Raw genomic sequence first — 23017 nt, forward strand, 5'->3', positions numbered from 1 at the left:
CAACTTTTATAACAACCCCTGACGATAATGCTTACGTTGGCAAAAATTATTGCTATAATAAGCTGATTTGATAAATTTAACGCCTTGGAGGAAACGATGTCTAACAATATCCCCGGACCCGGAGTTAACAGACCCCACACCTATACGGAAAGTCTCACTACCACTCCTCTTGGCCCCCAAACCACTACTACCGCTCCAAATACCAGCGGCGTTCCTTCAGAAATTTTACAATGGGCTCAAAGTCAGGCGGTTCCTTATTTACAACAACTCTCTGCCCTGGAGAGCGGTGGAAATTTAAGCGCTTCCGAACTGGCTCAAGTGGCTGCAAACCGCGCCCAAGTGATGGACGAGCTCAATCAATATGGCCTCAGCGCCCTGGCTGCTGGCGTTAGCAGTTCTTGGGACCCTACAAGAGGAAACACAGCCCCTGTTCCCGGTACCCCAGCAGCAACTCCTTTGGGTGGCAATACTACTCCCGATTACATGGACGACAATCAACTCGTCTACGATGGTTCGGTGTATAGCACTGGTAACAGCTTTGCGTTTCAAGCCACCGCCGACAAACGCACCGTGGTTTCGTATCAAAATATTGTCGACTTAAATTTTCCCTCTTCTTCCGATCAAATCCGCGTCACCAGTGAGCCTAATCCCGCAGTGGCTGGCCAAAACCAGATTGTCGTCATTCGACATATGCGGGATGGCACCGACCAACGTTATGTATTTCCAAACTCTAACCGTAGCGACTTTAAATTGAATATCCACGTAGGATCTGTCGACCAGGTGGATGCCATTCCTGCCGCACTGAAAAGCAAATGCAAAGCTGTCGTTGCAGGAGATGAAAACACTCAACCCGCCCCTCAAGGCACCGCACCCACTCGAACTGAAAATGGCACTTACATTTGGGACATTGCTGGAGCAAATGCTAAAGCGGACATTTATCCTGCCGATCTCGATGGAGAGGTCTCGGTGAATGGCACAGTCAACATGAATGTGAATTCTACAAGAGATTATGTGTTCCTCTCCTACGATGCCACAAGCAAACAATATACCTACAAAGTGTGCAATTCCAACAATCCGGATGATGTGAAATGGACTGCAAAAATTGATGATTTCCGAAATTTGAAAGTGAACTTAAATGTTGATCCAGACCATATTGTATTTGGGACAGGCCTTACCGATGCCAGTAGCCCTCAACGCATTAAACTGCAAGTAGCCTCAGGCACCCCCACCACCCGTGCTGCAGACCACGACCTGACGCCAAATGATACCAGCACAACAGACACCAGTGGAGTAACGACAAAAGTGTGGAACACTCAGGATACCGTCACCCTCCGGGCAGGAATGGATGACAATTCGGGGATCGTTTACCAAGTGGATACCGATGCCCTTACTTTAAGATCGGATAACCGCAGCCAATACGCAGTCGTCACCAAAAATGCCGACGGCAACTACAAAATTGAAGTTTACAGCGAGGCCCCTACCGCTGGGCGCGATCCAGATCCGACAAAACTGGTACGCACAGTGAATGCGCGACAAATACAGACCATGAATCTGCAAGGCTTTGCGGCCAGCAACGTGAGCTATAGCTCCGCCCCAGGCACAGCCCCTACAAGTTGGACGAGTGGTATGGATGATAAAATTCACATCGGTGCCCCTGGAGCAGCCACCACTCCTGCGGTGGCGGTGCAAGGGGATGATCCAACTAATCCCGCTGGACCTAATGGCACACGTGTGTGGGATGGCGCGAACTTCAATATTTATACCCGTGGGGATGGAAAAACCAACACCATTATCGCACGCGGTGATGTGCAACTCCACTGCACTTCCAATAGTGAGTATTGGGATGTGGAGCCAAATGGAAATAGTTACGTAATCAAAGTGTACGATGCTGCTCCAAATGCTAGCGGTCACTTTGATGCCACTCATTTAAAAGAGACCTTCAACGTAGATGGCATGGCGCAACATATAAAGTTTGATGTCCCACCCGATCATATTACCTTCGGAGGCGATTTAGGCACGGGGACAGGGAACCATCAGATAAACAACACCCCTACAGCGGGCGCCAACGCCAGAAAATTGAGCTTCTTAGGGACAGCAGGGGCTGACGGTACGCCCTCGGTTGATCCTACCACAGGAGTAACCGCCGAACCTTTACCAGCATACTATCAGAGCATACTTGCAAAAGTACCAGGTCTCACTCGTGACCAACTGATTCAGAAGCTACAGCATTTCTATCCTGAAATTGATGCAAACGGAGATGGTCAAATTACTAACGATGAACTGGATCAAGCCCATAACACTGGTGTTTTCCCTCCTGCTAGACCCGACAACAAAATGGCACAATTTCTGGCAGGTATTGATCCAAGAATTCATCGAGGCATAGCAGCTTCAAACACGACAGATAATGGTGTCTATGATACCACCATGAGAGAAGTTACTCGGTTGAGTATAGAACTTTTAAAGTCTATTTATCCAGAACGAACGTTCTCAGATCGACCTGCATCCGAATCAACAGCCACTGGCGGACAAGGCTGGTGGACCGCAAATCAGATTAAAATGAACGGGCAAATCATTCAGTTGTATGGAAGCAACTCAAATGGCGACCCGCGAGGTCAAGCTTCAGTAAATTATTACGATCCGACCCCGGGTCAAGGCTGGGGAAGATATGCCTCTGAAGGGCTGCAAACAGCCTAATAAAACTGTGCTAAAAGAAAGGAACTCTTTTAGCTTGATGAATTATCCCCACCAAGGGGGCTACCTAAAAACCCCACTTCTGAATTATATGGAGACGAAGGGAATCGAACCCTCGACCTCTTGAATGCCATTCAAGCGCTCTCCCAACTGAGCTACGTCCCCTATTCGTTCACAACAGCAAAGCCGTTGCTCTCTAAAGACCACCCCCATTTGATGGCGACACAACACCTGAAAATGGGGTTTTTTCAGGTAACAAAAGCATTTCTGCTTGTCAATTACTGTTCAGTCGCTTGACACTATTTCACAGTTTGATACAAGGAACCCCTTATAAACTGAGGAAAAAACATGTTTCGATCTATTCTAAAATCTAAAATCCACCGAGCCACTGTTACTGATGCCGATCTTCATTATGAAGGGAGTATTACCATCGATTCTATTTTACTCGATGCTGCAGATATTATTCCTAATGAAAAAGTTCATGTATGGAATGTAACTAACGGACATCGCTTTCAAACCTATGCCCTGCGCGGAGAAATAGGATCAGGCACCATTTGTATTAATGGTGCAGCGGCTCATCTCGCTAAAAAGGGGGACCTTGTCATCATCACCAGTTTTTCTCTGATGGATCAGGCAGAAATTGCTCGACACGAACCTAAACTTGTTTTTGTGAATGAAAAAAACGGGTGGGTAAAAAGATAAAATTATTCCTTTTGATTCTTACGTCATATTGAAAAGGGTGAGCTTCTTTCGAAACTCGCCCTTTTAAATTGACGCCTAATCAGAACCAGCAAACCAAGGGCAAAACCAGAGAAGCCAAGGGGGCTGCCGGAGTAAGCAAAGGCTCCACCCATGGAACAACCTCCCCCCTGAACATCTATATCTTCCCCAGCAGGGGGAGGATTTCCCCCTCCAGGATTCGCACCCACATCCGGCATGCTGACCTGCACCTGGGCAAAGGACGTGCTATTCGTTCCTTGGAAGGCCGTCACACGATAACAGTAAATAGTGTTGTTAGCGACTCCCGCACTGTCCACATATTCTACAGGCCCCGTACTGCTTGGATTCGCAGAAGGAATAGTCCCCACCGTCGTAAAATCGGTATTGGGTCGAACACCTGTCCCGTCTGCAGGACCACATTCGCCTTGGGCACGAGTAATGCGATAACCTTCCTCGGTTGTGGAGTTATCTTTAAATCGTAACGTCACTTGCCCTGGAGCAACCTGCGCCGTCAATTCAGTTGGAGGATTCAATCCTGTGGGAGGGGAACAATCTGAGGGGCAATTCGCAAGGGTTTCCCCCGCATCGCAGGTTCCATTGTTATTGCAAGTGGGGGTAACAGGACACTCCAGTGGACAGGTAGCATTCGTTTCCCCTGCATCGCAAACTCCATTGTTATTGCAGTGAGATGTCACGCCTGTACAGTCCGAGGCACAGGTATCAAGCGTCTCGCCACTATTGCAAATGCCATCCCGATTACAATTGGGGGTCACCACGCAATCACTTGCACAAGTGGCAGTGGTTTCACCCACATCACAGGTTCCATTACGATTACAACCAGGGCCTACCGTGCAATCGTGGGCACAAGAGGAAACCGTCTCGCCTATATCGCAAGTCCCATTAAAATTACAGCCACTATTGGGAACACAATCGGCCGGACAAGAGCTTGCCGTCTCAGTGGCATCACAGGTCCCATTGCCACAGGTAGGAGGAGGGGCAGGACAATCTGCAGGGCAGGTAGCATGGGTTTCGGTCCCATTACAGGTTCCGTCTCCACAAACAGGAAGAGGTGCGGGACAATCTGCAGGGCAAGTAGCATGGGTCTCGGTTCCATTACAGGTTCCGTCTCCACAAACAGGAGGAGGTGTAGGACAATCCGCTGGACAAGTAGCATGGGTCTCGGTTCCATTACAGGTTCCGTCTCCACAAACAGGAAGAGGTGCAGGACAATCCGCTGGACAGCTGGCATACGTCTCACCAGGATCACAAGTTCCGTTACCGCAACTAGGAGTGACAGTGAGAGTACAAGTACTATGGACTTGTCCCATTGCATCCGGCGGATTCTGAGTACAGGTATAACCCGTGGCAGGCTGACACAGGGCAGTACAGCCCACTTCACCATCACAGACTTCAGAGGCTTGGTTCACAATTCCATCCCCGCAAGTGGGAAGATTGGGGGCAAATCCGCAGGTACCGTTCAGCAGGCAAGCAAGCGCAAAGCCCGCATCGGGAATCAACAACGTGGAATTATTTAAGGGAATATTAATTCCAAACTCCGAACTTCCATCGTTGGTGGTTTGAATGGCTGTAATTTTGTCAGTTCCGGTGAGCTCTGGATCCGCAATGTTCACTGTACAGCGAACTTTTCCATCGGCAAGTGCAACACAACCCGGTGAGGGAGGATCTCCGGCAGAAAGAGTTACATTGGTAGACAACAATTTTATTCCTTCCCCCTGCCCTCTCCCTGCATTGGCAGTACAGGAAGGATCGGATGCATCGGGCCAACAAGTGTCCACTTTATAGATATCCACAGAAGCATTTGCAACACCCGTCACGGAGACATTCCACAAATCACAAGCGCCGGCGGTGTCCCGCTCGGCACAAGCAGAATTTACAATAGGAGGCTGAATGCCGTTGTGAACCCCAGGTTGCAGGCCAATACCTATTCCATTTTGAGCAATAATATTCTGGAGAAATCGGTTCCCTGTTCCGGCAAACCAGGCAATGCCTGCATTGCTATTAAACTTAATGGTGTTGGCCTCTATTCGATTATTATTACCGGCACCCAAAATTCCCATCTGATTGCCACCATGAGAACTATCCGCAAGGTCAGAGGAATAAACACCCACATAATTTCCTACCACCTGATTGCTTGCCCCATTCACCCGAATGGCTGAGAACCTGTCATTCACTAGGGTGTTAAAGGAAACACTGTTACCGTTTCCTTCAATACAAACCGAGTTGACTCCTCCGCGGATTTCTATATTGCGTAAGCCATTTCCATCTCCAGCCAGTACAATGGCGCAAGTGGGGTAGGCATCATCATTCGAAAAAGTATTAAAAGCCGAAACATCGATAATGACAGGATCTCCTGTGGTAGGGCCTTGGACCGTTATGCGACCTGCAGCACAGGCACTGCCGTCAGGATTCTTACCAATAATCAAGGGCCCTAGCCCACGAGAAAGAGTAATCGTCTTGTAGGGGGTCCCCGTACCATCTGGAGAGATGTGGTCAAAATTCAAAGTATTGTTTCCTCCAACAGTACAGGCACTACGAATCATTTCCCGAAGAGAATGGGCATAGTAGCGTCCTGCACTCGCTGCCGGAGCATCGTGGTTGTTCAAGACTCCACAATCGCCTAAATCACTTAAATTACACTCTTGCGCATGCAGCAGGTTTGAAAAACCACACAAAATAAAGAGGGTAAAAATTATACATTTTATTTTTTTCATACAGATCCCCTTTTCGAGGTGAAATTTTTAATCATTGACGGCAACATCCGAAAGATCGGGCACATCGCCAAACACATCACTCCCCGCATCCTGAGGGTGCTGGGCAGGTTGTGAGAGGGTTGGACAGGCATTTGAGTAAACTAATCCTGGAACCTCTGTTCCTGCTCCCAAATTCACAATCACTAAGGGAGCATTACTCTGCGTATCAACCCCTCCATCACTCATCAGACCTCGATAAGAAATAAAGATCGAATTGGGGTTAATCCTCTGAAGAACACTGAACAAGGGTTGATTCACTCCAAATTGAATCCCCCCATCCCCATCACCCTGCCCCATCTCACTCGCCAGGGCTGACGCATGCGCAGTCGCCTGATTTAAAACTTGAATGGCATTGGGATGCTCCGCTATTGGCGTTCCTCTTGGTGACAAAGCCTGCAAGTCTGAATCTGCCCCATTATGTGAGTAAAAGAAAACGGTTCCTCTTGCGGTCACGATAGCCACTCGACCTGCCTGATAGGGAGCAGCGGCGCTGCTAGATCCTGAATCGAGAATACTGACGATAGGACCAATAGTGCCTTGCAAGCCATGAATTTCATTAAGAGCAGATTGGGCATTGGGGTGCCTGATCACCAACGCTCTTTCAGAGGGAACATAAGCGCCAGAAGCATCTTGATCGGGACCAATATCTGAGACAGCATCATTGGCGGCAGCGTCCGCCGGACCCGCATCTGCAGCAATTGACGAAACAAAGGCACCGTCACGGGCTAGCCTGGCCGCTTGGGCTTGGTAAACCAGTGCATCCACTCTACTGCAGGCAGAGTTAACGGGAGAAACTTCGGTAGGGCGACCTGCTTCAACACCTGAGGCCGCATCGCTCTCATCCACAGGACGTGACTCCCCCTCAGCGCAAGCAGCGATACCTAAAGCCACGAGCACCCCTAAGACAATTGGACTACGAAGCGCGGTCCCACGAGTTAAAAGCAATCCTGCTGCCAAGATTCCCGTGGCGGCTGCTGTTGCCGCTACTGCCACACCAATCCTGGCTAAATTTCCCCCAAGAGAGCGGGCGGTGATAGAAGTGGTTAAGGCTGGAGCGGATAAAGGGAGAAAGCTCCCAACAGATCTTAGACCTGATCGTGAAACTGTTGTAGGGGGAGGGGGCTGAGGGGGGCTTACAAGACCCTCCAGCGTATGAAAAACGATCTCGAATTTGTGGGCTAAACTTGCAATATTCATAGAGGCTCCCATTTAATGAGGGTTGTTGTCAGTTTAGTTATCGGCAGCCACACACAAAAGTTGCGGATTTTTTTAAAAAATATTTCTCCTTCTTCACAAGCCTTTCGAAGCCAAATAGCGCTCGACATCCAAAGCCGCCTGACAACCTTGACCGGCGGCGGTGATGGCTTGACGATAGACATGGTCCACACAATCCCCGGCGGCAAAAACTCCAGGGATGTTGGTTTGGGTGCCTTTGGTCGTCAAAATATAGCCGTTTTCATCACAAGAAATCTGGGGCCGAAAGGCAGCCGAGTTAGGCGTATGGCCAATGGCCACAAAAACACCTTCCACGTTCAAAATTTTTTCTTCATTGGTTTTCAGGTTCTTAATTCTTGCCCCTTCCACCGTTCCTTTCGTTTCACCTAAAATTTCAACCACCGCAGAATCCCAAACAAATTCAATTTTTGGGTTTTTCAGGGCCCTCTCCTGCATGATTTTCGAGGCACGAAGATGATCGCGTCGATGTACCAGGTAAACTTTTTTGGCAAATTTGGTGAGAAAATTGGCTTCTTCGATAGCCGAATCTCCCCCGCCGACCACAATCAAATCGGAGCCTCTGAAAAAGGCACCATCGCAAGTGGCACAGGTGGAAACCCCGCGTCCCATCAGTTTCTTTTCAGTTTCCAAACCAATAAATTTAGGCGCTGCCCCTGTGGCAATAATCACTGCATGGGCTAGCAATTCCTGCCCCGAAGACAATTTGATTTTTTTGATGTCCCCCTGAAAATCAACCGAATCCACCTGATCAAAAACAAACTGGGTTCCAAAGCGCTCCGCCTGCTTGCGGGCACGATCCATGAGTTCTGGACCCATAATCCCTTCCGGAAAGCCAGGAAAATTTTCTACCTCAGTGGTGGTGGTGAGCTGCCCTCCCGGCAAGGTCCCATCAATCACCAGCGGATTGAGATTGGCCCTTGCATTATAAACTGCCGCAGTAAGCCCTGCAGCACCTGACCCAATAATGATGACTTCTCGAATTTTTTCTGACATAAGGTTCTCCTTGATTAACCTCAAACCACATATCCCCTTATGAAAAAAATACTGCTACTCGCAAGCCTCTTTCTTTTTTTATTTTCCCAGCCTCTTCGCTCCGAGGAACAAAAGGGCTTTGGCCCTCTCACGGTTCAAACCCAAAACCCCCTGCTGGAACTTTTTCTTCAGGCCCCTTCTGAAACTCCACATACCTTGGGATCTGGACATTTTCGCTTTGAGATTCAAGAGACCCTGAGCAATATTTTTGAAAGGGAAAATGCGGCCAATGGAAGTACGAACGATTTGGATATGGAACTCTACAAAACCGCGTTTTCTTTCTCCTACGGTTTGGGAAAAAGATATGAACTGGGAATAAAACTTCCCTTCCTTTCTTTTAGCGGTGGTTTTTTGGATGCCTTCATTCAAAATTATCACAACACCTTCGGTTTCCCGAATGCCGGGCGCGAGGAAGTTCCCAATGGGCGCTTTAATTACAGCGTTAAAATTCCTAGCGGAACTTATGCCCCCAAGAAAACAGATTTTGGGCTTTCCAATATTGAACTCTATTTTAAAACCAGGATCCTGGATGAAGAAAAATGGGCCCCCGCTCTAAGCCTGCGGGCTACTTTAAAAGTTCCAACGGGTAAAAAATCCGAAGGGCTGGGCAGTGGCAATCCAGATTTTCACTTCAATTTGGCTCTGGAAAAATCTTACAAAATTTTTCATTCCTACACGAATCTGGGCTTTCTTTTTTTGGGGGGCATGGAAGAACTGAACTCCAACCTGCATAGAAGCATCTTCAGCTTCTCACAAAGCTTTGAAGTGCAATTTTGCTCAGTGGCTTCTGTCCTCGCTCAAATTCAGGGGAGCAGCCCTTATTTTAAGGATACCGGGCTAGCCAGTCTGGATGAAATTCCACTCGATTTGGTGATCGGATTTAAAGGGAAAGGAAACGACAAAGGGCCTTGGGAACACTTTCGCTGGGAGCTGGCATTTGCAGAAGACCTCGTTCCTTCAGGACCTTCGGTGGATTTTAGTCTGCATTTTAATTTGGGGGCAGAGTTTTAGAACGGGATATCGTCCTCTCCTGCTACCGCCGCAGCTACCTTAGCTTTTGGAGCAGGGGCGGATTCGTAAGACTTACTTCGTTCACCGCCAGCACCGGGGGCAGAGCCTAAAAACTGCACCGTTTGGGCGACCACTTCAGTCGTGTAACGTTTATTTCCTTCTTTATCCGTCCATTCCCGTGTTTGAAGACGCCCTTCAATATAAGCAGAGCGGCCTTTGGAGAGATATTGCCCACAATTTTCAGCCTGTTTCCCCCACACCACAATTCGATGCCACTCTGTTTTTTCTTGATCCTGACCACTCGCATCTTTCCAACGTTCATGGGTTGCCATTGTAAAATTAGCAACGGCAGAACCGCTGGGAGTATATTTCACCTCGGGATCCGATCCTAAATTACCGACTAAAATAACTTTATTGACGCTGGCCATGGGGAACTCCTTTTGAAACTATGAATTCATGTTACGAATTACAATTTCCGGATCACACAGCAAATTTTCCCTGTCAAGTTTAGTAATTCTGATTGCGCTGGAACTTCACATTTTCTATAAAATGAGGATGAAAAATCTTTCTGCCATTATTCTTGCGGCCGGGAAAGGGACGCGAATGAAGTCGGCCTTGCCCAAAGTTTTACATCCCTTGTGCGGCAAGCCCATGCTCGCTTATCCCATTGAAGCGCTCCAACAAATCAAATGCCCTAAAATAGTCTTGGTCGTAGGACATCAGGCTGAAGAAGTTCAAAAAAAGACAGAAACTTATAAAGGACTTTTCTACGCCTTGCAAAATCAACAATTAGGCTCTGGCCATGCCGTACTTGCTGCAGAGCAGACGCTCAAAAAAGAAAGCGGAGATTGTTTTATTCTGTCTGGCGATGCCCCTTTAATTACAAGTCAGACCTTAAAAAAAATTCTAAAACTGCATCAGAAAAATAAACACGCACTCACCCTGGCTACTTTTAAAACCCATCTCCCCAAGGGATATGGTCGAATCGTGCGCAATGCAAAAGGATTGGTCGAAAGAATTGTAGAAGAATCCGATTTAGTAGCAGAGCAAGCGAGCATCAATGAAGTGAATGCCGGCCTCTATGTCGCCACGCTTCCTTTACTCTTTGAAGCCCTAAAAAAGATTAAAAAAAATCCACTCAAGCACGAATATTATTTCACTGATCTTCTACAAATTTTAAGAAAAGAGTCTCACTCCGTTGGCAGTTTTCTTTTAGACAATTCCGAAGAACTGCAGGGCGTAAACAGCAAACTGGAACTTTCTCAAGCCGAAGAGAAAATGCTGACACGCATCCGCAGCCATTGGATGTTGAATGGCGTCAGCTTACAAAATCCGGAAAGCATCTACATAGAAAACGGCGTAAAGATTAGTCAGGATGTGACCCTGGCAGCGAACGTTCGTCTCGAAGGAAAAACCCAAATTGGGAGTGGATGTATCATCGAGCAGGGTGCCCTATTAAAAAACACGATCTTGAAACAAAATGTAAAAATAAAAGCCTACTCTTACCTGGAAGAAAGCATCGTAGAAGATAAAGCGGCTGTGGGGCCTTTTGCTCATTTACGTCCGGGGTCTCATTTGGGAAAATCTTCCAAGGTGGGCAACTTTGTTGAATTGAAAAAAACCCAACTGGGTGAAGGATCTAAAGCCAGTCATCTTTCCTATATTGGGGATGCACGCATCGGTAAAAATGTAAACATTGGCGCAGGAACCATTACTTGCAATTATGACGGAAAAAATAAATTTCAGACGATTTTGGAAGATGATGTTTTCATCGGAAGTGACACCCAGTTAGTGGCTCCAGTGAAAGTCGGCAAAGGCGCTTATATTGGGGCTGGGACGACGGTAACAAAAGAGGTTCCAGAGGGGTCACTAGCAATTTCTCGTTGTGCACAGAAAAATATTTTGGGATATGGAAAGAGAAAAAAAATTAAGTAGCTTTTTCTTGAAAACAAACACTTAGCGAAAGGGCCCTTATGATCTTAGCAGACAAAGCAGCGGATTTTTTGATGGGTATAAACACCTTGAATGAAGAAGATTACACCGCTCTCATTCAATCTAAAATTGACCCTGAATTGCTCGCCGTCTTTCAAGAATACTGTTTGGAATTGGTTCCCGAAGAGGATGAAAGCGTTGTAAGCACCCTGCTGCATTTGATGATTATGGGCTACTTGGTGAAAGAAAATGAAAAAAATCCTCTCACAAAAAGTAAAATTGAACTTTCGGATTTGAATTAACTGCCACGATACTAGTAACTCGGCAAGAGTCGCACATCTGCCACCGTATGCTCTCCTGGCGTAGCCTCTTCTACATTCTTGGGAAAGACGATGGTGAAACGAGTCCCCTTTTGAAATTCGCTTTCCACCCAAATCACCCCGTGATGCATTTCGACAAATTGTTTGGTGAGAGTAAGCCCCAGGCCGGTTCCTTGATACTTGCGGGTATAAGAGGAATCGACCTGGGTAAAGGGATAAAAAATATCTTCCATATCCTTTTCTTGAATGCCTATGCCGCTGTCTTCAATGACTATCTCAAAATACCCCCCTTCGAAGGGAGTTTGATCTCTCACTTGCGGATAGGCCCACAGCCCCTTGGCATTGCCACTATAACGAACCTGCAAGCGAATGGCCCCTGATTCAGGCGTAAACTTGATGGCATTGGAAACCAGATTTAAAAATATTTGTCGAACCTTTCTTTCATCTGCGTAAATAAGCTCCAAATTTCCGGTCACCTCCAAATCAAATCGGATCTTCTTTTTCTGCACCAGGGGCTTCACTGCATTCCGTACTTCCTTGAGGACCTCCAATAAATCAAAATTCTCCAAATGCAGTTCCATTTTACCCGACTCCACTTTAGAGAGGTCTAAAATGGAGTTGATCAGGCTCAAAAGATGATCGCTGCTGGAAAGTACTTCACGCAGATATTCTTTTTGATCGGCATTGAGTTCCCCTACCACTTCTTCCAACAAAAGTTCTGAAAAACCAATCACCGCCGTGAGAGGTGTTCGCAACTCATGACTCATGATGGCCAAGAACTGGCTCTTCGCCTTGCTGGCTTCTTCTAAGTCGATATTTTTTTGTTTCAATTCTTCCACCAGCTGAGCGGTTTCAATGGCAAGCGCGGCCTGATTTGCAAAGTTTTCCAAAACATCCACACGACCATCTTCTACAAAAGCAGTTTTAGTGGCTCCAATAATAGCCCCCACGACACGCCTTTCCGCCACGAGTGGTGTAATAATAAACTTTTTTAACTCCAAGGTCTGCTGAATAGAATTGGCCAGTTGTTCGCTAATGGCGGGTTCCAAGCCACGCACCAGCTCGAATAAATTTTGTCTGAAGATGATTTTGTTTTTTTTGATGGCCTGAAAAATGGAATTCTCTTCAATATTGGGAAGACGTAATTTGGAAATGCTGATCCCCAAAATTTCCTCCAAACGCTTGGTCAGGGCATGATCGCTGGGCACATGAAAATGGATGAGATTTTCTCGGGGGGACAAGACAACCAGCAAACAAATATCATAGCCTAAGCCTTCAATCACACCAGAGAGTACTTGTCGGACGGCCTTTTGAAGGGTCAAAGCCCCCTTGATGGTACTGGAAATTCGATTGAGGGCAATGAGCTGTTTGTTTCGATCTTCCAGGGCCCTTTCTTTGATCCCAGAAAAATGATTCGCAATTTTTACTGCATACACGATGATAGGGAGAAAAATCGCAAGCAGGGAAAGATTTAAGAAAAAAAATCCCCCCAGCACCCCTTGATAATTAAAGGAATCTAAGACTTTAAAATAAAGCAAAGCCACCAAACTTGCATAGAAAAAGAGCGAAGCCAAAGAGGAAAACAAGGCAATGCTATTGGAATAAAAGGTGCCCGCAGCGACACAATAGATGATGTAGAGTGTAAAGTAGGGGCTTTTTTCTCCTCCGGTGAGGTAAACCATTAAAGTGATGGTAAGAAGGTCGGCCATCATCTCCACCAAAAAAGAAAGAACCAGCGCCCTACCTTTCAGAATGTTGTGATAGCAAATCCCAGTCACTAAAAAAGAGAGTGAAATGGCAATGGGAATGAAAGGAGAGATCTTCCAAATTATTTTAAAGTAAAAAGCCGATAGAACCCAAAAAACCACAAAAATAAGCAAACGTAAATTCGCCGTAAAAACATGCCGGCCCTTGTAGTCCGGCAGTTTGATTTCCTTCAAAATATCTCCCGCTGAAAGCCGCATCCTTAACATTAAATTCCCTTTTCAATCTCTCACCCTCTCCCTGCCCTCTCCCGTCAAGGGAGAGGGTGAAGACCGGAATGCCGCGTAACATGATTTATAATTAAAGACTTTTTTTCTTCAATTCATCCAGAATCTCAAGCATTTTTTCAGGTCCCACAAAACCCCCTACGATAGATAAATCGGACTGAAGCTGACCTCCTGCATCAAAAAACAGGAGTGTTGGCCATCCCACCACATTAAAACGAGTAACGGCCTCATTACACTCCGGAGTGTCTTGGGTACAATCAATCTTGACCGCCACCACTTCCAAAAGTTTTTTTTGCACTTCCTTATTTTGAAAAGTTTTTTCATCAATTTCCAGACAGGGCAGACACCAATCGGCATAAAAATCAAGGATCATGGGTTTTTTTTGATCTTTGGAAAGTTGTGCCCCCTGAGAAAAAGAATGCTGCCAAGGGATAGTTGAATTCGAAGCAGACGGATTTTTTAAGAGAATCCAAACGTAATAAAATGCCGGCAAAAGCATGGTGAGAGCCAATATTTTTTTGAAGGATTCCGTATGCTTTCCCCCCCTAAATCTCGAACCCACAGTCGAATAAAAAGTTCCTCCTACCAAAAAGAGAGAGCCCATACCCAAACCGTAAACGAAGAGCAGTAAAGCCCCCCAGGCTATATTTTGTCCTTTGGCAACCAGCAATAAAACGGGCCCTATTAATGGGCCCACACAAGGGGACGCAATGAATCCTAAACTTAAACCTGCTAGAAATGCACCTTTGTAGCCCTCTCCGCCCACATGCCCAAAAAAATTTCGGATACGATAAGGCATTTGAAAGGGAATCACTCCCAACAAACCTAAGGCCATGAGGATAAAAAACAGTATCAGGAAGACAAGAAAATATCTGCTTTGGAATAAGAACCCAAAGCTGAGCCCCAAGGCAGCCGTCACTACTCCCAGCAAGGCATAGGTGATGGAGATTCCAAGAACCAAGGTGAAAGACAAACCTAAATTGTGTAAAACATGACGACCTTTTTTGGCTCCCACTATCGCCAAAGTCAGCGGAATAATGGGAAGGATGCAGGGCGTAAAATCGGTAAGGAGCCCAGCTAGAAAAACCAAAAGGACAAGAAGGGCTGGGCTCAGTTCCAACAACTTTTCTACACGAGCTCCTGAAATGAGGTCGAGCAGATCTCTAAAACCTAAATTACTTTTTTTTTTATCCCCTCCGACAGAAAGCAGAGGGGAAGCGGAAGATCCTGTTTTTTTGGAGGAGCTAATTTCCAAAGGTACTAGTAAATTCAGCTTCATGGGACGATAACAAAGATCGGCGGAACAACCCTGATACCGAATTTCCCCCTCCAGGGTTTTTCGCCCCAAATCTGCATTTGCAGGAACTTTAAAATGATAAACCACTTCAAAATCGCTTAAGTAAACTTGTTCTTCTTTTTTCGTAAAAGGATCCTGTTGTTTCACCCCCGCAGGAATTTTTTTACCGACCTCCTGTAATCCCGCTAATCCTGTGACATTTACCTGGGTCTTCTCCACATAAAGATGGTGCTGCTCAGGAATATGAAATTTTATTTTAAGATCATAGGAGTCCCCTGGGCTGAGGTGCTGGATAGAATCATCCCAGGTAACCAAAAAAGGATTTTTGCTTTCCTGGGAAAAACCCGAAACACAAAATAAGAGTTGTAAAAAAAGAACAAATCCGTAAAAAAATATTCGCATTTTCATGAAAGAACCTTATATGATCGCGATTCCACCTTTCAGGTGTTGATCTCACTTCTATTTTGAAAGTCAATAGAGTTTTTGGGTTTTTGAGGGTTCATCATGAATAGTAGCAATGCATTTTTTATCAAATCCGCCTTAGGCCTGGTCAAAAACACCAAGGCGGCTTCCCTCTTTGTTTTCGTGGATTCTTTCGAGTACTTTCCACTTCCTGAAAATATTCCCCGAGCTTGTCAGCTTATTTTGGTGAGCGAAAAAAAATTAGAGATCCCTGTAGCGCTGCAAAACAAGATTAAAAAAATCATTCAAGTCCCTAGCATTGATCTGGGAAGATTAGGCCTGATCAAATTAACCATGGCCTTGGCCCTCTCTCAGGCCTTGGTAAAACATGGTGATAAGGTTGTTTTCCTCAGTCATCTTCGAGGTCAAAAATATTGGGACACCCTTCTTTTAATTCAAATTGGAAAGGAATCGGAGCTCATTACTTCTAAAAACATCTCCGGCATTTCCGAGTCTGTAAAACCTGAAGTTTTTGAGCACCTTCTCTCTCTCACCTTAGAGTTGGCAAGTAAAGGCAGAGAAGGCAAAGCCATCGGAACCATCTTTGTGGTGGGCGATCAGGACCGTGTGATGCAACTTTCCAAGCAGATGATCATCAATCCTTTCAAGGGCTATGATGAATCGGAACGCAATATTTTAAACCCCCTTTTAAAGGAAACCATTCGAGAGTTTTCAGCCCTAGATGGGGCTTTTATTGTTTCAGATGAGGGGGTATTAATCACCGCAGGCCGATTTTTAGGGGCTGCTCACGACGAAGAGGAATTGCCTCGAGGCTTAGGTTCTCGCCACATCGCGGCGGCCGGGATCACTGCCTTGACAAATGCCATTGCCATCGTTATCTCCGAGTCCACCGGAGACGTCCGCATTTTTAAAAACGGAAAAATTCTCATGGAAATTGAAAAACCTTAAAGGAGTAGGCCTATGTCTAAGAATCAAGAAGTTTATGATGTTAGAACCCTTCCCCGCCGTATGCACAAGGGAAGCGTTCAGCGGAGTGATTTGGAAAAGTATTTAAAAAGCCTTCCGGATGATGCGGCGAATGCCATTGAAACCAAGCCCGGAGATCCTGACTACGAAGTCACCTTAGAAGAAGCAAAAGAAAAAAGAATTCAGGCAAAGTTGGCCGCAACCCAAGGAGCAAAGGCTTAAAAGGAGTTACAAATTTGTTTGCCATTATTGAGTAAATATGTCTCAATAGAATGATTAGGTCCTATTGTATGGTAGGTCCTATTGTATGGTAGGTCCTAATAACGGGGCCGCAATCTTGTGAGGTAGGCATATGAAGACTCTAGGTATTGTATTAGTCGTCGTGGGTGGAGTGTATGTGCTCAATAAGATGGGCTACTTGAAAAAAGTCGGTGTTCAGATGGATAAACTCACGATCAGCATGATCACTTCCTTCAAGGAAGGTTATCAGGAAGCCGCCAGAGTTGCTGTGTAGTTTTCTTCTCTTTTCGTCCTGTCATTTTGTTACTGTCCTTAACCTGAAATATCGCCGGGCTTTGTCGCCCAGCGATATTTTTTTGTCGGAGTGCGCTTGCGCCAGCAAGTCTGCGTATACATCCAGCAGCACCGCTGTTTTTGGATTGTTAGCCAGGGCCGGGGCTTTGAGCAAGTCCGTCAGGGCTTGAGGACTCGCCAGCCCGGTCAGAATCATTCTTTCGACAAGCTCCAAAACAAGATCGGGATGGGCTTGCCAAGGGCCTGATTTCAGCGTCAGGGCAAGCACCGAATCGCAATATTTCCAAGGGGCGGTATCCTCGTTCACTTTTCTTCCAATCGCAAATCGTGCCAGCTCAGCCCCCTGTTCATTAGCCCAAAGATCCGTGGCCAAGGTGGCTTGGAGCATTTGCAGGCCCCCCTTTCCACCCTCGTGCACAATTTTCATGGCCCACTCCACGGCCTTTGGCTTGTGGAACCATTTCGGCTGACTCAAAACGTAAAGCGCCAGTGCTTCGTTGGCCAGTCCTTTGGCGAGGATCACTTCGAACAATTCCTCGGAACGGGAGAGCTCAGCATTCCGGGGATCCGCAAGGACCTCCCACACAATCGTATTGTAAAGCACGCGCTGATCTTCCTGATTTTTTCCATGGGGCTGAGCAGCATGAAGACGAGAAAAAGCCTCATCAATAGACGTGGGGGGCGTAGAAGGGCCAGGAGGTTTGCAGCCCGCAAACAGCCCAAGCAAGACCATCACAAAACCAAGAGATAGAATCCGTCGCTTCATTTGAATAAAATTATTCCTTCTTGGTCTCCACTGCGGATGCGGAAGCCCCCGGAATTGTGATCGTAAAGGTGGTCCCCTTTCCGACTTCGCTTTCGGCCGAGATCGCTCCCTTATGGGCATCGATGATGGAGATGGCCATGCTCATACCAAGACCAGTGCCTTTGCCGACTTCCTTGGTGGTAAAAAAAGGATCAAACATTTTTTCTAATACGTGTTTGGGCATTCCGCCGGCATTGTCTTCGTAGAGAACCCTCACAGTGCCGTTCTTATCGATGCTACTTGTAAACTTGATGGCTTTTTCGCGATTGTCGGTGACACTCTCAAATGCATCGCGACTGTTGCTCAGGAGGTTTTGAAAGATACTCTCTAACTGCACGGAATCTGCAAAGACCATCGGAGGAGGATCTTCTGACAACGCCAACGTCGTCGCAATACTGCGATTGGCAAAATCTCTTTGCATAAAAATAAACGCGTTTTTGATGGGATCGTTGACACAGAGATTGCACCAGTCGGAGTGTTTGTTTTCCCGCGCATAGGTCCGCATATGGTTGACGATCACTCTCATGCGTTCGGCGGCCTTGGTGATCATGTCGAGGTACTTGATTTCATCCTCCGTCGGATTCTGCAGAGAATCCTTGAGGTTCTTTGTATAGCCTACCACCACTGCCAGTGGATTGTTGAGTTCGTGGGCGATGCCGGCAGCAAGCGTTCCTACCGAGGCCAGCTTTGACGATTGAAACAGTTGAGTTTGCAAGCGTTCTCTATCCTTCTCAATCTCCTGCAGCTCCAGGTTACGCTTGATCGAGATCGACAGTTCGTCATAGTCGACCGGCTTGCTGATATAATCGAAGGCCCCCAGCCGCAAGGCTTCCACTGTTGAATCCATGTCTCCATGCCCCGTAATCATGATCACACCTACCTTTGGGGACTTCTCTTTAAGTTTCTTGAGCAACTCAATCCCATCCATATGCGGCATTTTGATATCCGATATCACCACATCCGGAGAGAACTGCTCAAAGCTTTCTAAGCCCTTACGACCATCTTCTGCGGTAATCACTTCATAGTCATCCAACGTGAGAAGCTTTGACACCCTGTCACGGATAATTTCCTCGTCGTCGACAATCAATATTTTACAATTATTCATTTACCGTCCCCCCCCCCCCCCGTTTAAAGAAAATTGGAAAGACCCCTTGTCCCTTTTTTTTTTTTCTCTCTGGTTTTTAATTTTCCCCTTTTCCCCCCCCAAAATACCATAAAAATTGGCCACCCCAACCCCCCCCCCTTTTCCCCCCGGGTGGGGCGAAAAAAATGGCGAAAAAACCTTTTTGGTGTTTTCCCTGGAGTTCCCGATTCCATTGTCGCTTACCCCAACGAGGACTGTGTCCTGCTCGGCCCACGTAGTCACACAGAGCTGCTTGCTATACTCCATTTTCGCTTCCTTGCGCCTCTCCCCCAGCTCATCCAGGGCATCCCGTGCATTGCCCAGCAGATTGATCCAGACCTGTTCGAGCTGGTACGGCTCTCCGACTATCCTGGGCAGGGAGGGATCTAAATTCTGTTTCAGCTCGATGCCATGCAAGCGCAGCTGCTCCCCAAGCAACATGATGGCCGACTCGACGGTCTCATTCACATTCACCTCAATAAATTTCAGAGTCTCCTGTCTGGCGAAAGTGCGCACATGCTGGATGATTTTGGTCATCCGCTTGACACAGTGATTGATATCGTTGAGTGATTTTTCCAACTCCTCGTCCGTCAATGCCTTCCTGTCCTTAAGCTTTTTCATCGTCTGCGCAATAAGTGAAATCCCGCCCAGCGGCTGGTTCAACTCATGCGCCATACCGGCACTCATCTCTCCCAGCGTCGCCAGTTTTGAAGTCTGAACCAGACTGGCCTGCGTCTGGTTCAACTTGGAGGTTCGTTCCGCAATGATCTTCTCCTGCTCTTCGTTCATCTTGGCCACCACTTCGGCAGAAAGTTTCAACTCTCGCGTGCGGTACAGGGAGCTGCGAAGCAGCCTCATTTTTTCGATGGCTTTCTGCACCGACAACAAGAGCTGATCCAGATTAACCGGCTTCGGCAGATAATCCATAGCCCCGGCACGCAAGCTCTGAATGGCAAGCTCCTGGCCACCCTGACCTGTCATCATGATCACTTCAATGTCAGGGAAAAGTTTTTTGGCCTGTGCGAGGAGTTCGAGTCCACTCATCTCTTTCATATTGATGTCGGTGACAACAACATCGATCCTTTTTCGGGTGATGATGTCCAATCCTTCATTCCCATTAAAACAGCAAAGCGCCTGATAACCTTCCTTTTCAAGAATGCGCTTCAGTTTTTCCGCGATCTCTTTTTCGTCGTCGATCACCAGGATGGTGTCTCTTGCGGTAAAATTCATCTTCCGAGAAATCACTTCCTGTGCCCTTCCCAGCGAGGCACGGAAACTTTCGAGCTGGATGGGTTTTTCGATATAGTCGATGGCCCCCATGCGAAGGGCACGAATGGCAACCTCCTGGCTCCCAAAACCGGTCATGACGATCGTTTCGATAAAAGAATTGGGTTGGGTTCTCTCTCGGATCCGCGCCAGAATTTCGAAGCCGTCCATGTCGGGCAGTTTGAGGTCTAGAAAAACAATGTGGGCTTCATCCAGATGAGCCAAGGCCTCCGCACCTGTACCCACACAAATCGGGGTGAAGAAATTCCTTTTCAACTCCGCTTCGAGATATCCCAAAATAATCGGGTCGTCGTCTACGACCAGTATGGTATCACTCATGACTGAGACCCTTTCATACTTTTTTCATCCATCGGCAAAACCACTTTGAAGGTTGTGCCTTCGCCCAGTTTGCTCTCAACCGTAATTTTGCCGCCGTGCTCTTCGATAATTTTCTTTGAAATGCTCAAACCCAGACCCGTGCCTTTGCCCGCTTCCTTGGTGGTAAAGAAAGCCTGGAATATTTTTTCCTGAATCTCCTCGGGAATCCCCGGACCATTGTCAGCCACCCAGGCCTCGACGTGCTTGCCATCGGCGGAAGGCAGGGTCTTGATGCTGATCTTGGCCCCTGGCGTCTTGGAGGTCTCCAGGGCATTGCGCGCATTGCCAACGAGATTCAGCATCACTTGCTCGATCCGGATGGCATCTCCGCGCACCTTCGGAAGTTCCGGATGCAGCTCCAGACTCACCTCGATGCCGTGCGATTCAATCTGCCTGCCAAAGAGCTTAAAGACGCCTTCGATGGGTTCATTCAGACTCATCCATTCGGTAATCGGCCCATCGCTTTTCCGGCTGAACACCCGCATGTGGTTGATGATTTGGGCCATCTTATCCACCTGCTTGATAATGCCCACCAGCTCTTCATTCAGAGCCGCCTCTTGGAACCTCTTTTTTTCCAGATCCCTCATTAAGCCCTGCGAGATCAATTTAATGCCGTTTAGCGGCTGGTTGAGTTCGTGGGCCACGCCTGCGGTCAACTCACCCACCGCGCTCAATTTATCCATCTGCACCATCTGCGCCGCGGCTTCTTTTATTTTGATATTCTGTATTTCAAGTTCACGGATCTTGGCATCCAACTCATCGTGCGCCGCTTTCAGTTCAGAAATATCCCTCACCAGCCACACCACCCCCACGATCTTGCCGGAGTTGTTACGATAAACCGAATGCGACACCAACACAGGAATGGTGGCACCGTCTTTCGTCCGAAAGTTCTCCTGGTCATTTTCAGGCAACATCGCAAAAGCCCGATCCACTGGATCGGCGGCCTTAAATCGCGCCTCTGTTTTTTCGCCCAACTCATAGGCTTTTTTACCCACCAGCTCCTCTTCGGTAAAGTTGAGCTTTTCAATCACCCAGCGGTTGACATTTCGAATAGTTCCATCCAAATCGAGGACAAGCAACATGTCACCCAGAGAATCCACGATATTCTTGTGCAAGTCGTTGGCGCCCAGATCTTCAGCGGTCGGTTTATTTGCATTCTGACTCATATTCATAGCAGGCCTCAAAATTTAAAATGGCTTCTGGAACAATTTGTCATATTCAACATAGAGAATAGATTCTTCTTTCTGAATACGCTGACTGAGGGTGCCAATAAGTTGTCCCAAATCCACCGCAAAGTCCAGATTGCTGGTGTCACCCGAGTCGTATTTTTCGAAAAACCGCAGCGCCCCTGCAGCCACCTGTTCAAGCTCCTCTGCAAATATCTCCAGAGTACGCTTGAGCCTTGGGTCAGCGGCGGCAGCTCTCCGGAGTACAGGGTAGAGCTGCTCATTTTCTTTACCAAGATGCACGAGCAATCCGTTTTTGGCTTCAAAAAGGACTTTATTGCTGGCCTCGGTTCCAATCCTGAGTTTTTGAACCTCACCCAGCATTGCGACCAACCAGGCATGTTCCCGAGTCAACGCTTCTATTAATTTGCTCATGTTGTACTCCCTCTCTGCGGAGACGGATTACTCCTAAATCCCCTCTCCCTCCTGCAAACTTTTAATCACTTCCCGATTCAGTTCTGCCTCACGCGTTCGGTATTTCAAGGCCCTTCGGATGGTCAGTTTTTCAACGGCCTGATTCATCAAGATCAGCAGGTATTCCACATCGATGGGTTTTTTTAAAAAACCCATCGCGCCATTTCGCAGAGCAAGGATGGCATTGGCTTCGTCACCGAAACCCGTCAGGATAAGCGATTCAAAATCTTCTGTCATTTTTCGCATCTCACTTAAGGCCTCAATGCCCCTCTTTTTTGGCATATTGAGATCGGTCAGCACGATATCGATTTTTTGTTCTTTGAAGATTTTCACCGCCTCTTCGCCGTCCTGCGCCGAAAAGACCTTCCAGCCCTCGCCTTCGAGCACCCGCACCATCTGCACCCGAGCATCGTCATCGTCTTCCGCCAACAGTACTGCGGGATAAAAGACAGCCGATTGGCCTTCCTCAAGCTTCTCCCGGGCTCTTCCCAAGGCCACAAAGAGTTGTTCCAGATCAATCGGTTTTCTAATGTAATCCAGCACACCGGCGTGGATGGCACGAATGGCCGTCTTCACCTCCCCAAAGGCCGTCATGAGAATGCACTGGGTGCTGGGAACCAGCTGCTTGGCCCGGGTGATCAACTCCAGACCGTCGTAGCCCGGCATTTGAAAATCGGTCACGATCACCTCGGGCCGCTCTTTTTCAAACAATTCAAACGCCAACTTGCCATTTTCAGCCGCTTTCACCTCAAAGCCTTCCCTTCGGATTACTTTGGCCAATTGCTCTCTGGCCACTGGATCGTCTTCGGCAATCAAAACATTGTAAGTTTTTTCCATGGTGCTGTTTTCCTTTCTCCTTAAATTCATCCGTAGACTGTCGT

20 protein-coding genes and 1 tRNA gene are annotated in these 23017 nt (G+C 47.3%); 8 read left to right on the forward strand and 13 right to left on the reverse strand.

The genetic code is table 11. The features are described 5' to 3' along the window. Positions 1-96: 96 nt before the first annotated feature. Positions 97-2694, forward strand: coding sequence for a hypothetical protein (locus HQM15_06935; GenBank protein MBF0492499.1), 2598 nt, complete (start codon positions 97-99; stop codon positions 2692-2694). A gap of 89 nt (positions 2695-2783) precedes the next feature. Here HQM15_06935 and HQM15_06940 read toward each other — a convergent pair. Next, positions 2784-2856: transfer RNA gene (locus HQM15_06940), tRNA-Ala, on the reverse strand. Between the two features lie 183 nt (positions 2857-3039). Here HQM15_06940 and HQM15_06945 point away from each other — a divergent pair. Next, entirely contained in the window at positions 3040-3393 is a 354-nt protein-coding gene (locus tag HQM15_06945; protein MBF0492500.1) for an aspartate 1-decarboxylase, read from the forward strand. A gap of 23 nt (positions 3394-3416) precedes the next feature. Here the strand turns inward: HQM15_06945 and HQM15_06950 are convergent, their stop codons facing one another. The 3 genes from HQM15_06950 to trxB form a co-directional block, all read right to left on the reverse strand. Next, positions 3417-6143, reverse strand: a complete 2727-nt coding sequence (locus tag HQM15_06950) for a hypothetical protein (GenBank protein ID MBF0492501.1) — start codon at positions 6141-6143, stop codon at positions 3417-3419. A gap of 27 nt (positions 6144-6170) precedes the next feature. After that, positions 6171-7379, reverse strand: a complete 1209-nt coding sequence (locus HQM15_06955) for a hypothetical protein (GenBank protein ID MBF0492502.1) — start codon at positions 7377-7379, stop codon at positions 6171-6173. Positions 7380-7472: 93 nt separating this feature from the next. Beyond that, a complete protein-coding gene (gene trxB / locus HQM15_06960; GenBank protein ID MBF0492503.1) occupies positions 7473-8411 on the reverse strand; it encodes a thioredoxin-disulfide reductase in 939 nt (312 codons plus the stop codon). 39 nt (positions 8412-8450) lie between these two features. Between trxB and HQM15_06965 the strand changes: the two genes are divergently transcribed. Continuing rightward, positions 8451-9461, forward strand: coding sequence for a DUF3187 family protein (locus HQM15_06965; GenBank protein MBF0492504.1), 1011 nt, complete (start codon positions 8451-8453; stop codon positions 9459-9461). On the opposite strand, the gene HQM15_06970 is transcribed toward HQM15_06965, so the two are convergent. Then, positions 9458-9889 carry a single-stranded DNA-binding protein gene (locus HQM15_06970; protein ID MBF0492505.1) on the reverse strand — a complete coding sequence of 144 codons (432 nt, stop codon included), beginning with the start codon at positions 9887-9889 and terminating at the stop codon, positions 9458-9460. The genes HQM15_06965 and HQM15_06970 overlap by 4 nt on opposite strands. A 127-nt stretch (positions 9890-10016) precedes the next feature. On the opposite strand from HQM15_06970, the gene glmU reads away from it, so the two are divergent. Together glmU and HQM15_06980 are read left to right on the forward strand one after the other, a co-directional pair. Next, a complete protein-coding gene (gene glmU, locus HQM15_06975) occupies positions 10017-11396 on the forward strand; it encodes a bifunctional UDP-N-acetylglucosamine diphosphorylase/glucosamine-1-phosphate N-acetyltransferase GlmU (GenBank protein MBF0492506.1) in 1380 nt (459 codons plus the stop codon). Positions 11397-11434: 38 nt separating this feature from the next. Then, positions 11435-11695, forward strand: coding sequence for a hypothetical protein (locus tag HQM15_06980; protein ID MBF0492507.1), 261 nt, complete (start codon positions 11435-11437; stop codon positions 11693-11695). Between the two features lie 11 nt (positions 11696-11706). On the opposite strand, the gene HQM15_06985 is transcribed toward HQM15_06980, so the two are convergent. After that, positions 11707-13677 (reverse strand): GAF domain-containing sensor histidine kinase, encoded by a 1971-nt coding sequence (locus HQM15_06985; protein ID MBF0492508.1) that lies wholly within the window; start codon positions 13675-13677, stop codon positions 11707-11709. Positions 13678-13777: 100 nt separating this feature from the next. Continuing rightward, positions 13778-15409, reverse strand: coding sequence for a sulfite exporter TauE/SafE family protein (locus HQM15_06990; GenBank protein MBF0492509.1), 1632 nt, complete (start codon positions 15407-15409; stop codon positions 13778-13780). Between the two features lie 96 nt (positions 15410-15505). On the opposite strand from HQM15_06990, the gene HQM15_06995 reads away from it, so the two are divergent. The 3 genes from HQM15_06995 (at position 15506) to HQM15_07005 (ending at position 16904) form a co-directional block, all read left to right on the forward strand. Continuing rightward, positions 15506-16372 carry a DNA integrity scanning protein DisA nucleotide-binding domain protein gene (locus HQM15_06995; GenBank protein ID MBF0492510.1) on the forward strand — a complete coding sequence of 289 codons (867 nt, stop codon included), beginning with the start codon at positions 15506-15508 and terminating at the stop codon, positions 16370-16372. Between the two features lie 12 nt (positions 16373-16384). After that, a complete protein-coding gene (locus HQM15_07000; protein ID MBF0492511.1) occupies positions 16385-16612 on the forward strand; it encodes a hypothetical protein in 228 nt (75 codons plus the stop codon). Positions 16613-16742: 130 nt separating this feature from the next. Then, positions 16743-16904 carry a hypothetical protein gene (locus tag HQM15_07005; GenBank protein ID MBF0492512.1) on the forward strand — a complete coding sequence of 54 codons (162 nt, stop codon included), beginning with the start codon at positions 16743-16745 and terminating at the stop codon, positions 16902-16904. A gap of 21 nt (positions 16905-16925) precedes the next feature. Here HQM15_07005 and HQM15_07010 read toward each other — a convergent pair whose 3' ends face one another. From HQM15_07010 to HQM15_07035, 6 genes are read right to left on the reverse strand one after another with little or no spacing between them, the layout of a single operon-like run. Then, positions 16926-17690, reverse strand: coding sequence for a hypothetical protein (locus HQM15_07010; protein MBF0492513.1), 765 nt, complete (start codon positions 17688-17690; stop codon positions 16926-16928). A 10-nt stretch (positions 17691-17700) separates the two neighbouring features. Next, on the reverse strand, positions 17701-18834 hold the full coding sequence (locus HQM15_07015) for a response regulator (protein MBF0492514.1): 1134 nt from the start codon (positions 18832-18834) through the stop codon (positions 17701-17703). Then, complete coding sequence (locus HQM15_07020) at positions 18835-20457, reverse strand: response regulator (protein MBF0492515.1); 1623 nt, start codon at positions 20455-20457, stop codon at positions 18835-18837. It lies immediately after the preceding gene. Next, positions 20454-21662 carry a PAS domain S-box protein gene (locus tag HQM15_07025; GenBank protein ID MBF0492516.1) on the reverse strand — a complete coding sequence of 403 codons (1209 nt, stop codon included), beginning with the start codon at positions 21660-21662 and terminating at the stop codon, positions 20454-20456. The genes HQM15_07020 and HQM15_07025 overlap by 4 nt, the downstream gene beginning before the upstream one ends. Before the next feature lie 21 nt (positions 21663-21683). Then, complete coding sequence (locus tag HQM15_07030) at positions 21684-22097, reverse strand: hemerythrin domain-containing protein (protein MBF0492517.1); 414 nt, start codon at positions 22095-22097, stop codon at positions 21684-21686. 33 nt (positions 22098-22130) lie between these two features. Continuing rightward, positions 22131-22973, reverse strand: a complete 843-nt coding sequence (locus HQM15_07035) for a response regulator (protein MBF0492518.1) — start codon at positions 22971-22973, stop codon at positions 22131-22133. Positions 22974-23017 lie beyond the last annotated feature (44 nt).

This window comes from Deltaproteobacteria bacterium (assembly GCA_015233135.1).
Classification (GTDB): domain Bacteria; phylum UBA10199; class UBA10199; order JADFYH01; family JADFYH01; genus JADFYH01.

What these genes read in the sequence shown, in the direction of transcription:
- HQM15_07025 (MBF0492516.1), bottom strand. Translation starts at nt 21,662, where the DNA reads ATGAGTCAGAATGCAAATAAACCGACCGCTGAAGATCTGGGCGCCAAC.
- HQM15_06955 (MBF0492502.1), bottom strand. Translation starts at nt 7,379, where the DNA reads ATGAATATTGCAAGTTTAGCCCACAAATTCGAGATCGTTTTTCATACG.
- HQM15_06990 (MBF0492509.1), bottom strand. Translation starts at nt 15,409, where the DNA reads ATGAAAATGCGAATATTTTTTTACGGATTTGTTCTTTTTTTACAACTC.
- HQM15_06945 (MBF0492500.1), top strand. Translation starts at nt 3,040, where the DNA reads ATGTTTCGATCTATTCTAAAATCTAAAATCCACCGAGCCACTGTTACT.
- HQM15_06935 (MBF0492499.1), top strand. Translation starts at nt 97, where the DNA reads ATGTCTAACAATATCCCCGGACCCGGAGTTAACAGACCCCACACCTAT.
- HQM15_06985 (MBF0492508.1), bottom strand. Translation starts at nt 13,677, where the DNA reads ATGCGGCTTTCAGCGGGAGATATTTTGAAGGAAATCAAACTGCCGGAC.
- HQM15_06995 (MBF0492510.1), top strand. Translation starts at nt 15,506, where the DNA reads ATGAATAGTAGCAATGCATTTTTTATCAAATCCGCCTTAGGCCTGGTC.
- HQM15_06950 (MBF0492501.1), bottom strand. Translation starts at nt 6,143, where the DNA reads ATGAAAAAAATAAAATGTATAATTTTTACCCTCTTTATTTTGTGTGGT.
- HQM15_06965 (MBF0492504.1), top strand. Translation starts at nt 8,451, where the DNA reads ATGAAAAAAATACTGCTACTCGCAAGCCTCTTTCTTTTTTTATTTTCC.
- HQM15_07005 (MBF0492512.1), top strand. Translation starts at nt 16,743, where the DNA reads ATGAAGACTCTAGGTATTGTATTAGTCGTCGTGGGTGGAGTGTATGTG.
- HQM15_07035 (MBF0492518.1), bottom strand. Translation starts at nt 22,973, where the DNA reads ATGGAAAAAACTTACAATGTTTTGATTGCCGAAGACGATCCAGTGGCC.
- HQM15_07010 (MBF0492513.1), bottom strand. Translation starts at nt 17,690, where the DNA reads ATGAAGCGACGGATTCTATCTCTTGGTTTTGTGATGGTCTTGCTTGGG.
- trxB (MBF0492503.1), bottom strand. Translation starts at nt 8,411, where the DNA reads ATGTCAGAAAAAATTCGAGAAGTCATCATTATTGGGTCAGGTGCTGCA.
- glmU (MBF0492506.1), top strand. Translation starts at nt 10,017, where the DNA reads ATGAAAAATCTTTCTGCCATTATTCTTGCGGCCGGGAAAGGGACGCGA.
- HQM15_07020 (MBF0492515.1), bottom strand. Translation starts at nt 20,457, where the DNA reads ATGAGTGATACCATACTGGTCGTAGACGACGACCCGATTATTTTGGGA.
- HQM15_07000 (MBF0492511.1), top strand. Translation starts at nt 16,385, where the DNA reads ATGTCTAAGAATCAAGAAGTTTATGATGTTAGAACCCTTCCCCGCCGT.
- HQM15_06980 (MBF0492507.1), top strand. Translation starts at nt 11,435, where the DNA reads ATGATCTTAGCAGACAAAGCAGCGGATTTTTTGATGGGTATAAACACC.
- HQM15_07030 (MBF0492517.1), bottom strand. Translation starts at nt 22,097, where the DNA reads ATGAGCAAATTAATAGAAGCGTTGACTCGGGAACATGCCTGGTTGGTC.
- HQM15_06970 (MBF0492505.1), bottom strand. Translation starts at nt 9,889, where the DNA reads ATGGCCAGCGTCAATAAAGTTATTTTAGTCGGTAATTTAGGATCGGAT.
- HQM15_07015 (MBF0492514.1), bottom strand. Translation starts at nt 18,834, where the DNA reads ATGAATAATTGTAAAATATTGATTGTCGACGACGAGGAAATTATCCGT.